This window comes from Shewanella litoralis (assembly GCF_009828585.1).
Classification (GTDB): domain Bacteria; phylum Pseudomonadota; class Gammaproteobacteria; order Enterobacterales; family Shewanellaceae; genus Shewanella; species Shewanella litoralis.
Genome location: NZ_WSRZ01000044.1, coordinates 1 through 13251, shown reverse-complemented (window position 1 = coordinate 13251; position 13251 = coordinate 1). Strand labels below are relative to the sequence as shown.

Genomic DNA, 13251 nt, shown 5'->3' with positions numbered 1-13251 from the left:
ATATGACGATATTGTTGAACAGTGCTCAATTGCATGGAATCACTTTATTGCAGAGCCCGAAAGGATCATTAAATTATGCTCTAGAAGCTGGACAAAACTGACCAGTTAATTAATGTAATTGGTATGACAATCCACACATAAAATATCGTCCTCACTATAATCGTTTAAATAAAGTTAACGAATTCATAATGGTACAAATAATTAACATTGTGGCCCACTGCTTGCTATGTTTTATACATCCTCATAACGCGTTTATGGTTCACCTGTTCTGGAACAAGTGTCCACCGTGAGGAATATATAACACTAATAAAAGGAAGCTAAACCTCATGAAAAAATCGACAAGTACTTTTACACAACCATTAAAATCAATAGCAAAACTAGCAAAACTAGCAACTATAGCCTCAATTCTTGCGGCGAGCTTTAATGTATTTGCTGAGCCTGTAGAAATTAAATTTTCACATGTGGTGGCAGAAAATACACCTAAAGGTCAAATGGCACTCAAGTTTAAAGAATTAATCGAACAACGTTTACCGGGTGAATATGTTGTAAACGTATTCCCTAACTCACAATTATTTGGCGACAATAATGAGCTAGCAGCCCTGTTACTCAATGACGTACAGTTTGTCGCACCATCATTATCAAAATTTGAACGCTATACCAAGAAACTACAAATCTTTGATTTACCATTTCTGTTTGAAGACATGGCTGCCGTTGATCGATTTCAACAATCAGAATCGGGCCAAAAATTACTCAACTCAATGAACCGCAAAGGCGTTGTTGGCTTAGGTTACCTTCATAATGGTATGAAACAGTTTTCAGCTAACGACCCACTTACACTTCCAAAAGATGCCAATGGTAAAAAGTTCCGCATTATGGCATCTGATGTTATTGCCGCTCAGTTTGACGCAGTAGGCGCAATTCCAGTTAAAAAACCGTTTTCTGAAGTCTTTACCTTGCTACAAACGCGTGCAATTGATGGCCAGGAAAATACCTGGTCAAATACCTATTCTATGAAATTTTATGAAGTGCAAAGCCACATCACAGAAAGTAACCATGGCGTACTCGATTATATGGTCGTTTCATCCAATACATTTTGGAAAGGCTTGCCAGCGGATAAACGCGCTGTATTTAAAACAGCACTTGATGAAGCCATTGCACTTGGTAATAAAATTGCGGCAGAAAAAGACAATGAAGACAGACAGGCAATCATTGATTCTAAGCGCTCTCAGTTAGTGACCTTAACCCAAGCAGATCGTCAGCAATGGGTTAATGCTATGAAGCCAGTTTGGGCTAAATTTGAAGACCAAATCGGTAAAGACATGATTGATGCAGCCGTAGCTGCAAACACGAAATAGTCTTAATACTTAACGTGGTACTGAAATCCAGTATGTTTCAGTACCATCCTTTTCTATTCGAGGAGTATAACCGTGATATCGAGACTATTTGGTTATTTTGAAGAGGGTTTTCTCAACCTGCTCATCACTTTGATGACCCTACTTGTATTTGGTGAAGTCATAGCTCGCTTTTTCTTTAATACCGGTTTTTTATGGATCCAGGAGTTGACACTGACCCTATGCGGTTGGTTTGTGTTATTCGGGATGTCTTATGGCGTAAAAGTGGGTGCACACATTGGGGTCGATGCATTTGTTTCCAAGCTATCTGGCAAACCTCAGAAAATTGTGGCCATTTTTGCGTGCTTATGTTGCGTTGTATATTGTGCAATGTTTTTAAAGGGCTCGTGGGATTACTTAAGCCAAATGTATCAAATTGGTATTCCAATGGAAGATATCGATTTTCCAGCTTGGTTTATTCATCAATTAGATCCTGATTATGCATGGGAAACATTGCGTATCGATGTTGAAGATGGCGCAGTGCCTATTTGGTTGTCTCAAAGCATCTTATTAATTGGTTTTTCAATGTTAACCTGGCGTTTTGTTGAGTTATTTATCGCCATTTTGAAAAATCAGGCCGTGGGTTTTCAACTTGCAGATGAAGCAAAAGATAGCATGCACCTCATCGACGAAGCTGCGATTTCGGCATCATTAGCACAACAAGAAAAAAATGATAAGGACGCGAAATAATGACTATCGCAACGTTATTTATCACTCTACTTATCTGCATGATGATTGGTATGCCTATTGCGATTGCATTAGGCTTCTCAAGCATGTTAACGATTTTATTATTCTCTAATGACTCACTTGCCTCTATTGTTTTAAAACTTTACGAATCCACATCTGAGCATTACACCTTACTGGCAATTCCATTCTTTATTTTGTCATCAGCGTTTCTGTCAACTGGTGGTGTTGCAAGGCGGATCATTGACTTTGCAATGGACAGTGTTGGCCACATTCGTGGTGGTTTAGCCATGGCATCTGTCATGGCTTGTATGCTCTTTGCTGCAGTGTCTGGCTCATCTCCTGCAACCGTAGCCGCCATCGGCTCTATTGTGATTGTTGGGATGGTGCGTGCGGGTTATCCAGAAAAGTTTGCCGCAGGTGTGATTACCACCTCTGGCACATTGGGTATTTTAATTCCACCTTCTATTGTGATGCTCGTTTACGCTGCAGCAACAGAAGTATCAGCCGCCAGAATGTTTATGGCAGGATTAATTCCTGGATTGATGATGGGCTGTATTTTAATGATAGCCATCTATATTGTAGCCCGCATTAAAAAGCTGCCTTCACGCCCTTTCCCTGGGGTCAAAGCACTCGCAATATCAAGTGCTAAAGCAATGGGTGGATTAGCGCTCATTCTTATTGTGCTCGGTTCTATTTACGGTGGTGTTGCCAGTCCTACTGAAGCGGCCGCGGTAGCCTGTGTATATGCATACTTTATCGCAGTATTTGGTTATCGCGATATTGGGCCGCTTAAAAATGTGGCATGGCGAAATCCGCGTGAATCTATTATTGGTGCTTCGCTACGTAATATGGGTTATATGTTACTTGCGGTAATCAAAACCCCGGCAGACAAAGAGATCCGTCATGTGGTACGTGATGGCGCTAAAGTCAGCATTATGTTGTTGTTCATCATTGCTAACGCTATGTTGTTCGCTCATGTTCTGACAACAGAACGTATCCCACACATTATTGCTGAAGCCATTGTCGGCCTTGGTTTACCCGCATGGGGCTTTTTAATCATTGTTAACTTATTGCTGTTGGCTGCGGGTAACTTTATGGAGCCATCTGCTATTTTGCTCATCATGGCACCAATTTTGTTCCCCATTGCAACTCAGTTAGGCATTGACCCGATCCATTTAGGGATCATTATGGTGGTTAACATGGAGATAGGTATGCTGACACCGCCGGTGGGGCTCAACCTGTTTGTCACCGCTGGGATAACAGGTAAAAGCATGGGATGGGTTATTCAGTCTTGCTTACCATGGTTAGTTTTACTCCTTGGTTTCTTGATATTAATTACTTACATTCCACAAATTTCATTGTTTTTACCTGAATACATCGACAAATTAAACGGCTACTAGCTTGATAATTGGCGTATCATAGACGAGCCTTAGGTCACTAAGGCTCGTTTTTATTTAACCCCATTTATAATAATCTGAATCGCCACTTGGGAATTTGCATGTTTTCATTCTCGACTATCAAAAAGCGCAATGTACTGATGAGCATCTTGTTGATCATTGGGTTATTGCTGACCCTTAAAATCACTCATTGGTATTTGCTTGATCAAGGCACAAAAAACATTGCGAAGCAGTCCGAAAAACAAATAAATGAATTGGTTATCTTTATCGATAATGCGTTGGCACATTACGAGAACATTCCTGCCGTTTTAGCCAAAAACCCCATTTTAGAGCAAGGCCTACTTGACCAACAAAATCCTAAAACGATAGACAAACTCAATGCCTACTTATCTGAGCTGCAATTAGTCACAGAATCGTCTGATATTTATTTAACCGATGCACTGGGTGTGGCCATTGCGGCAAGTAATTGGGATCAACCAAACTCGTTTGTTAATCACGATTATTCTTTCAGGCCTTATTTTATTGAGGCTATTTCAGGCAAGTCAGGCCGCTATTACGCGGTTGGGACATCATCGAACAAACGCGGGTTTTATTTTGCTAACCCGGTTTATCACAAGGGCGTGGTATTAGGCGTTATTGTTGTCAAAGTGGATATCAGTTTAGTTGAGCAACAAAGTAGCGGTATTGCCATTGCTAGCCAATACGAATTTATGATTAGCGACCCAGACAACATCGTGTTTTTGTCTAGTGTCAGTGGTTGGCGCTTTAATTCCCTAACGCCATTATCACAAGCTAAACGTTTCGCATTAAACTCGTCAAAACGCTATGCGAATCGCCCTATTGGAGAACTCAGTTTTATACCTGAGTTTGCATTAGGTGAATCCAATACCACGCAGGTCTACCAAATATCTTCCTATGAAGGAAAAGAGAAATACTTAGAACGCCACCAATTGATGCCAAACGCTAATTGGAATGTACACATATTAGCGCCAATGAAACCGTTATATGAATCATTGCCTCCTATAATGCTGCTTGGGGCCACTCTGTACTTGTTGTTTGCATTATTTGTTATTTACAGTTTAGAGCGCAGAAAAAACCTTGCCAGAATGCGCCAAGCACAGAATCAACTCGAACAGCGTGTTAAAGAGCGCACGCTTGAATTAGAACAAGCCAACACTCAATTAAAAGACACTCAAGATGAGCTCATACAAGCCGCCAAACTCACTGTCATTGGCAGTTTGTCTGCCAGTATTAATCACGAACTAAATCAGCCTCTAGCAGCATTAAGAAGTTATGCACAAAACACCCAAACATTTATTGGCCGCAATATGATTGAAGACGCCAGCAGTAATATCAAAATCATGATAGAGCTGACTGACAGATTAGCCGATATCATTGGCCAATTTAAAAGCTTTACTCGCAAGTCTCAAGGTAAAGACAATGCCACAGAGATAAACCAATCCATTGAACAAGCTATTACCATTGTGCAACCAGAAATGGACAAGCAAGGCATTAAATTATCAATAGTATTACTCAAAGGGAAATGCCAAATTTGGGGCGACAGTGTGAGGTTGCAACAAGTGTTAGTTAATTTAATGAGTAATGCAATTGTGGCCATGCAGCAATCTAAAGACAAGCATTTACACATCGAGGTTTACTGCGACACCAAAGTGAACATTAGTATTCAAGATAGTGGTCCTGGTGTGAGAGAAAGCCAAATGAGTAAAATTTTTGAACCCTACTACACCACCAGTGAGCGCCAAGGCCTCGGATTAGGCTTATCAATATCTCAGCGCATCATTGAATCAATGCAAGGTTCAATCACGGTTGAAAATGCACAACAAGGCGGTGCTATTTTTCATATTATTTTGCCGCTTTATTTACGTGAGGAAGTGTAAACGTGACCCAAATACAAGACATCAACGACTATCAAGTCATTATTGTTGATGATGAACCCCATATCGGTACCGTATTACAGCAGTTATTTAAACTTGAAAATATCAGTGCACTTGCCATTACCGACCCACAAACCATTGCAAGCTACATTACCCCTAACTGGGCCGGTATTGTTATCTCAGACGTTAATATGCCGCAACTCGATGGTTTAAGCCTGTTACAACAGCTAAAAAAGCAAGATAACGACCTCCCAGTAGTGCTGTTAACAGGGTTTGGCGACATTGCCATGGCGGTTGATGCATTGAAAAAAGGCGCGTATGACTTTATTGAAAAACCCTTTAATAATGAACATATTCTTGATGTCACCAAGCGCGCGTTAGACAAACGATCGTTAACCTTAGAAAACCGTAAATTAAAACGAGAGCTTGAATCGCATATCGCTCCAGGGCCTCGTATTTTAGGCAGCAGCCCTGGCGTAATGAAAATGCGTCACCTTATAGACCAGGTACTCGATACACCAGCCGACATCATGCTTGAGGGTGAAACTGGCGCTGGCAAAGAGTTAGTTGCTCGTTATTTACATGATCATAGCTACCGCAACAAGGCCAATTTTGTCGCCATTAATTGCGGTGCAATACCAGAAAACCTCATAGAAAGTGAACTCTTTGGCGCTGAATCTGGAGCCTTCACCGGTATCGATAAACGTCGAATTGGGAAATTTGAATATGCTAATGGCGGCACGTTATTTTTAGATGAAATTGAAAGCACACCGATGTCTTTGCAGGTTAAATTGCTCAGGGTATTAGAAGACCGCAAAGTCGAACGCTTAGGTTCTAACACACCAATCGATTTAGACATTCGCGTCATTGCTGCCACCAAGTTAAATCTGCAACAATTATGCGAGCAAGGACAATTTAGACAAGATTTACTCTATCGCCTTAACCTCGTCACTATTGTGATCCCGCCACTACGAGAGCGCCTAGAAGACATTCCGTTATTGTTTTTGCACTTTGCGCGCATTGCATCGGCTCGATACCACAAAGCGCTCATAGCCTTAACACCACAACAAACCATGGTGCTGACCTCGCACGATTGGCCGGGCAATGTTCGCGAGTTACGCAACTTAGCTGAACGCTATGTGCTATTGGGTGCAGAGGCTGCATTTGCTGGTAATTTAGATAGTCACACCACTATGCACACCAGTATGTCATTACAGCAACGAGTTGAGTTTTTTGAACGCCTCTTGATAGAAGAAGCCCTTAGCCATAATAAAGGCAGTATAAAACTTACTATGGAGCAACTCGAATTACCGCGTAAAACCTTGTATGACAAAATGCGTAAGTTCGATTTAGACCGTAAACAATTTATCGACAATTAACTTCACAACACTGCAAATGCATCAATCTTTAGATATAAGTACATCGGTACTCTGCTGATGTATTCCTAAGCGCCAGATTGCCACCAGCAACAATACCAACAGGCTCATGGAACCTACCACAACGCCATTCCACTCAGCTTTATGCCAAAATAACATAAGGTAAGGGCCGCCTAAAGAAGCCCCTAAGTAATAACAGCATAAATACAGTGATGTCGCTTTAGCCCGGTGACTGGTTGCCCGCATAGCAACGAACGAATTACAACAACTGTGAGTTAAGAAGAAGCCACATGCAGTGATTAAAAAGCCCATCACAATCGCAACTAAAGTGTCGACTAATGTCAGCAAGGTTCCACAGAGCATTAAACACAAAGCGACCCTAAACAATGGCAATGAACCATAGCGTAAAATCCACTTAGCAGACAAATATGACGCAAAGGTACCACTTGAATAACATAAAAAAATCAATGTGGCATTGAAGCGACTTAGACCATAAGGCTCGGCCATAATGTGCAGCTGAATAAAACTGAATTGATTTACCATCATCATAAACGCCAGACCACCAATAACGTACGCTAAGCGCATTTGTTGATCAGACAAATGAAACACAAACCCATCAAAGTCCTGCTTTATTTTACGCAGCAGCGACACCTTCTCCTTTATCTCCACAGGTTTAATTTCTTTGCGAGGTAATAAGTATGTCACTAATGTCACGCCAATTAATGTCGCCAAAAACACCAAGCCCATTGACGATTGCCATGATAAATTTTGCGCCATTAGGCCACCAAAAATTCGCCCGACAATGCCGCCCATGCTATTTGCCATAATGTAAACAGCTGCCGCTTTTAGCATAAAGTTAGGGGCTAACTGCTCTTTGAAATACGCCATCGAAATCGCTGGAACCGCGGCTAATAACCCCCCTTGCAATAACCGCACCCACACTAATTCATCGAATGTTTCGGCAAAAATCAATAATATATTCGAGGCAGCAAGTAGCCACAAGCTCACCACAATAGGCGCCAAGCGCCCTATCCGATCAGACAACACCGCATAAAATAGTAACGAGAAGGCGAGCGTAAAACTGGTTACCGACAACACTAATGTTGCCTTGGCGCCAGACACGTCAAAATGCTCTGCAATAGACGGCAACATGCCTTGCACTGTGTACAAATTAATGTAAATCACTACAGAAGCGATACACAATGCCCAAATTAAGCGGGTTTGTGCATGTGAACGATAAGTTGGCGCTAACTCTGTCATAAGCAACCTAAACAGCACATTAGGAGAGAAAACAGATTATTACCCACCACAGATAGAGGTCAATGACGGGTAAGTGAGTTTGTGAACTCGGTAATTGAATATGTTATTTAACGCGCTTCATCAATACTTCGGTGGTGTATTTGTCGTTATTGATCACACGATACTTATCATAGGTTTGAAAAATGGCTTTTCCATTATAAGTAATCATCGCCACCACACCATAATCTACACCGCTACTAATGAGCTCAGCAGGCAAAATAAATTTAAACGGCACTGGCGCTCTGGCCACATCAAAGTTTTTCTGAGAAATAATTACCCCAGGTCGATTAAAATCAATTATCGCGATATTAATTTTACAACCTTGTGGTAAGGCAATTTTTTCTAAATAACCAGCATAACCATTTACGATGACAGGTTTAGGTTGCTCAACCGTCACACACGCACTTAGCATCACACTCAGTAATGCGAACACGCTCAGTTTAAGCCAGTGGATTAATTTCAACATACAGCATCCTTACTTTTAAATTTACTTCATCGTCATTCTTAACAGACCTTCTTGCGTTGCCGAAGCAACTAGGCGCCCTTGCCTATCAAAAAACTGCCCGGTAACAAAGCCACGTCCGCCACCTGCATTAGGACTTTCAATGCTATACAGCAACCACTCGCCCATATTAAATGGCCGATGGAACCACATGGCATGATCAATCGTTGCCAACCGCATACCCGGGGTTAATATCGATACACTGTGAGGCTGAGCAGCCGTCACGAGAAAATTAAAGTCTGAGGCATACGCTAACAGATACTCTTGAATATTATGATTGCTCGGCACTTGTCCATTTGCCCGTAACCACACATAACGTTTAGGCTCATTAGAACCAGGTGCTAGCGGGTTAATCGGGTTAACAAGGCGCATTTCAATGGGTGAATCTGCCATAAACTTTTCAAGCATTTGTTTAGGCACTTTATCACGCATGGTCATGGCCAGCTCTTGCTGATTCAATAATCCTTCGGGGCCGGGAACATCTGGCATTTGAGCTTGATGCTCAAACCCTTCCTCGTGCTTTTGAAACGAACAGGTCATATAAAATATTGGCCGACCTTTTTGGATAGCTTTAACCCGGCGAGCACTAAAACTGCCACCGTCGCGCATATTTTCCACATCATAAACGATAGGTTGCTTTTCATCACCTGCGCGCAAAAAGTAAGAATGTAAAGAATGTACATGTCGGTCTGCGCTAACAGTCTGTTTTGCCGCACTTAACGCTTGCCCCATCACCTGGCCGCCAAACACATGCCCAAACCCTAAGTCTTGGCTTTGGCCGCGGAACAAACCATCTTCAAGTTTTTCTAATGATAACAATGACAACAAATCGTTTAATACCTGGCTCATAATACCTTCTATACAACAAAAATTAACGCTTAAGGTTACCCTAGTTAAGCTTCTGTTTTCTAGCTTATTCGTTGATTTACGCCCGAATTAACAACATCTGTTACCAATGAGTAAAATAGTGATATAACGCAAAGATTCATATCAACACCTTATTTGAATATTTGATATGATATTAGACAAGGCTAATCGACTCTGTGTATCACAATATTATGCAATCTAGTTCTATGCAATCATGGCTTATGGCTATTCGCCCGCGCACATTACCCGCGGCTATTGGTCCATTACTTGTGGGAAATATGCTCGCTATCGGCTTGAGTCAATTTAGCTTACTCATCGCCTTTACCTCTATGCTATGTGCCGTTTTACTGCAAATATCGGTTAATTTAGCCAACGATTACTTCGACTTTAAAAACGGCATTGATACCGACGAGCGTATTGGGCCTGTTCGTGTTACCCAGAGCGGCATGATAGCGCCACACCATGTACGAAATGCCATGATAGGCTGTCTGCTGACGGCATTAGCTGTTGGCTCTCTGTTAATAGTGCATGGTGGCTGGCCGATTGCAATCTTGGCTGCTGCCTCTATTTTGGGCGCACTTTGTTACAGTGGCGGCCCTTACCCGCTTGCCTCTCACGGATTAGGCGAAATAGCCGCATTTATCTTTTTTGGCCTGGTCGCCGTGGTAGGTAGCTATTATTTGCAAGCAGGTACCACGACAATGACATCATGGTTACTCGGTAGTGCTATCGGCTTTTTTAATGCCGCTATCATGTTGGTGAATAACACCCGCGACATAACAACCGACACCAAAGCGGGCAAAAAAACCCTTGCTGTGCGTATTGGCGAGGCACAAGCAAAGGTCTTGTATCAAAGCTTTGTGTACTTACCCTTTGGGATCATTATTGCGGGCTTTTTGTTAGGCTCACTCGATGGCTTACCGGTATTACTGGCTGGCGTGTCGCTAGTCATTGCACGTAATTTAAGCCGAGAGTTTCACAACAATTCAGGTGAAGCACTTAATCCAATACTTGGACAAACAGCCAAGCTTTGTATGATTTTTAGCGTATTGTTTAGTGCCGGGCTATTTATCACTCTAAGATAAAGACCACAACTTTGCAGGTGAGCGTCACCACTTACCTGCAAGGTAACGCTATAACGCATCATTAATATCTTGCTCTAAAATGCACTTCGTGTGGCTCCATATCATTCTTAACTGCTGCCTTAATCGAGTCATCAATATCAGTTGTACTTAAGTCATATAAACCACACAGTGCGAATGCTTTCGTGATATTAATTGATGCTCCTAGATAGTCATAAACCACTCGAGTACAAATTGGCATTCGCTCACCACTTCCGCTTACCCCTATTTTCAACCCTTTGAGCTGAGTAATCCTATTCTTAAATGTGGGAAATAAAATAGTTTGTGAAATTTCATGCTTGGTTAATGACTCATAATCAACCATAAAAATACGGTCTACCAAAAAGTTCGCCATTCCCAAATAGACGCCATGATAGGGCTTTCGATGAGACTGTTCGACAATTCTCTCCGTGCGCTGGTAATAAATTTTTTGATCTACTTTGGTAAAACAAACTAATGTTCGCAGTAATTTACCAGGATGCGCCATCGACAAATAGTATTCGAAATAATAACCAAGATATTTGTCTAAATCATGAGTACTGCTACGCGCTAAAGTTTCAAAGTGGACCATTTCAGGTAAGCGCACATTCTCCGTTGTGTGTAACTGAGGCCTAACTTGAATTAATAACTTAAATTGGTTTTGAGGCATCATAATCTCGAACTCTTCAACCCCAAAGAACTCACAAATTCTTAACATGGTATTGGCACTAGGTTTGTGTGTGCCGTTTAAATACCGATTAAATTGAGCACGGTTAAACGACAATCGCCGACACACTTCAGCGATTGATTTGTAATAACTACAGAGTAATTGAAGGTTTTTAGCGAAATCCGACGACATAGCCATTAAATACACCTTGGATAAACAGCAAGCTTAAATGCATTTGGCATCATAAGTTTATTGCCCTTGATAAACAACCACAAACCATTTGCAAAAAGATGCTAAAACAGCATCAACTAGCATCATTTATAGTTAACTTGTCAAATCGATTCTTAGTAGAAAAATTGGTTAAATATCGTTGAATTTAGCGCAACAACTTGGCAAACCAATGCCACGAACAACCATTAATCTCATTCAATATAGGCCAGTATATGCTTGCTAGAACAGAACATGATCTTATCGGTAATATGGAACTACCAAACACGGTTTGGTATGGCATTCAGACTCAGCGGGCGCTTGATAACTTTTCTATTTCTGGGGTCCCTATCGGGCATTTCCCGGAATTAATTAGTAGCTTAGCAATGGTAAAACAAGCGGCTGCGACAGCTAACCAACAGCTTGGTTTATTACCTCAACATAAAGCCGAAGCCATTATCGCAGCCTGCAAAGATATTCAGTCAGGGCTACATAATCAAGATTTTGTGGTTGATGCAATTCAAGGAGGAGCTGGCACCTCGACCAATATGAATGCAAACGAGGTTATCGCTAATATTGCCTTAACTAAAATGGGACGTATTAAAGGTGATTATCAATTTTTACACCCTAATGACGATGTAAATCAATGTCAGTCGACTAATGACGTTTACCCAACGGCTGCGAGTTTGGCAATTCAATTAGCCGGTGACGCCTTAATCCTTGCGGTTGGATCATTAACTCAGTCTCTGTATAACAAATCACAAGAGTTCAATCATGTCATTAAAATGGGCCGAACTCAGTTACAAGATGCGGTTCCAATGAGTTTAGGTCAAGAGTTCAACGCATTCGCCACCGTGTTAGGCAAAGAGATCGCGCGGCTCCAAGAAGCAGGAAAATTACTCTGTGAGGTCAATCTTGGCGGCACAGCGATCGGCACCGGGATCAACAGTCATAAAGATTACGCAAATTTAGCCATTGCCCATTTGGTTACCATTTCAAATAAACCACTTGTTCAAGCCAATGATCTTATTGCTGCAACATCGGACATGGGCGCATTTGTTTATTATTCCGGGATATTAAAACGTCTCGCGGTAAAGCTAAGTAAAATAAGTAATGATTTAAGGCTGCTTTCAAGCGGACCAAGAACCGGCTTTGCTGAAATATCATTACCGGCGGTACAGCCTGGTTCAAGTATTATGCCTGGAAAAGTTAACCCGGTAATACCTGAAGCCGTCAACCAAACGGCTTATCAGGTTATTGCAAGCGATCTTGCGGTCACGCTGGCTGCTGAAGCAGGGCAATTGCAACTCAATGCAATGGAACCGCTTATCATCTACAACTTATTAAACTCAATCAAAATGCTAACCTCTGCCTGTAAGATGCTCGATGAACGCTGCATAAAAGGAATACAAGCTAACGAAAAGCGTTGCCAAGACAATGTCGACAACAGCATAGGTACAGTGACAGCTTTGGTTCCGGTGCTCGGTTATAGCAATGCCAGTGCAATAGCCAGGCAAGCGTTAGCAGAAAACAAAACAATTAGTGACGTGGTGTTAGGTCGAAAACTACTGAGTCAGCAGCAGCTTGATAATTTATTGAACCCCATCAGCATGATAGGTATTTAACCTGAGCTAGGGATAAGAGATGAACTTATGCTAATTAAAATCAACATGTTACCCCTCCTCACTTTTAAGCTTGTCATTTGTTCTGCTAACAAAGCGAATTGACGCGTCAATAGCTAGTACCGTTTCAATTTAATTTTGATCGATTGAGCTACCATTCCAGCGGTAGCTCATCGGGCTTTATTAACACCTTCAAAGAACGACTTTCTCTCGGGGTTCGGCTGATCAATTCGTCTGTTTC

The 13251-nt window shown here is 41.7% G+C and carries 11 protein-coding genes and 1 pseudogene; 8 read left to right on the top strand and 4 right to left on the bottom strand.

Annotated elements, in window-relative coordinates:
* The 6 genes and pseudogenes from GQA99_RS19800 to GQA99_RS19775 all read left to right on the top strand — a co-directional run.
* Nucleotides 1-109, top strand: a pseudogene (locus tag GQA99_RS19800) (IS630 family transposase); the annotation flags it as partial.
* A gap of 217 nt (nucleotides 110-326) precedes the next feature.
* A complete protein-coding gene (locus tag GQA99_RS19795; RefSeq protein ID WP_160056889.1) occupies nucleotides 327-1355 on the top strand; it encodes a TRAP transporter substrate-binding protein in 1029 nt (342 codons plus the stop codon).
* A 72-nt stretch (nucleotides 1356-1427) separates the two neighbouring features.
* Nucleotides 1428-2081 (top strand): TRAP transporter small permease, encoded by a 654-nt coding sequence (locus tag GQA99_RS19790; protein ID WP_160056887.1) that lies wholly within the window; start codon nucleotides 1428-1430, stop codon nucleotides 2079-2081.
* Complete coding sequence (locus tag GQA99_RS19785) at nucleotides 2081-3478, top strand: TRAP transporter large permease (RefSeq protein ID WP_160056885.1); 1398 nt, start codon at nucleotides 2081-2083, stop codon at nucleotides 3476-3478. Before GQA99_RS19790 ends, GQA99_RS19785 begins: the two co-directional genes overlap by 1 nt.
* Before the next feature lie 98 nt (nucleotides 3479-3576).
* On the top strand, nucleotides 3577-5373 hold the full coding sequence (locus GQA99_RS19780; RefSeq protein ID WP_160056883.1) for a sensor histidine kinase: 1797 nt from the start codon (nucleotides 3577-3579) through the stop codon (nucleotides 5371-5373).
* Between the two features lie 2 nt (nucleotides 5374-5375).
* The gene (locus GQA99_RS19775) at nucleotides 5376-6749 is read left to right on the top strand and encodes a sigma-54-dependent transcriptional regulator (RefSeq protein ID WP_160056881.1); all 1374 of its coding nucleotides are present in this window, start codon (nucleotides 5376-5378) and stop codon (nucleotides 6747-6749) included.
* 21 nt (nucleotides 6750-6770) lie between these two features.
* Here GQA99_RS19775 and GQA99_RS19770 read toward each other — a convergent pair whose 3' ends face one another.
* From GQA99_RS19770 to tesB, 3 genes are all read right to left on the bottom strand, one after another.
* A complete protein-coding gene (locus GQA99_RS19770; protein ID WP_160056879.1) occupies nucleotides 6771-8006 on the bottom strand; it encodes an MFS transporter in 1236 nt (411 codons plus the stop codon).
* Nucleotides 8007-8109: 103 nt separating this feature from the next.
* Nucleotides 8110-8511, bottom strand: coding sequence for a YbaY family lipoprotein (locus GQA99_RS19765; protein ID WP_160056877.1), 402 nt, complete (start codon nucleotides 8509-8511; stop codon nucleotides 8110-8112).
* 21 nt (nucleotides 8512-8532) lie between these two features.
* A complete protein-coding gene (gene tesB, locus GQA99_RS19760) occupies nucleotides 8533-9396 on the bottom strand; it encodes an acyl-CoA thioesterase II (protein WP_160056875.1) in 864 nt (287 codons plus the stop codon).
* 209 nt (nucleotides 9397-9605) lie between these two features.
* Between tesB and GQA99_RS19755 the strand changes: the two genes are divergently transcribed.
* Nucleotides 9606-10499, top strand: coding sequence for a 1,4-dihydroxy-2-naphthoate polyprenyltransferase (locus GQA99_RS19755; protein WP_268244233.1), 894 nt, complete (start codon nucleotides 9606-9608; stop codon nucleotides 10497-10499).
* A 61-nt stretch (nucleotides 10500-10560) separates the two neighbouring features.
* Here the strand turns inward: GQA99_RS19755 and GQA99_RS19750 are convergent, their stop codons facing one another.
* Complete coding sequence (locus GQA99_RS19750) at nucleotides 10561-11379, bottom strand: helix-turn-helix domain-containing protein (protein WP_229785978.1); 819 nt, start codon at nucleotides 11377-11379, stop codon at nucleotides 10561-10563.
* A gap of 245 nt (nucleotides 11380-11624) precedes the next feature.
* Here GQA99_RS19750 and GQA99_RS19745 point away from each other — a divergent pair, with 245 nt between their 5' ends.
* Nucleotides 11625-13013, top strand: coding sequence for an aspartate ammonia-lyase (locus GQA99_RS19745; protein WP_160056871.1), 1389 nt, complete (start codon nucleotides 11625-11627; stop codon nucleotides 13011-13013).
* Nucleotides 13014-13251 lie beyond the last annotated feature (238 nt).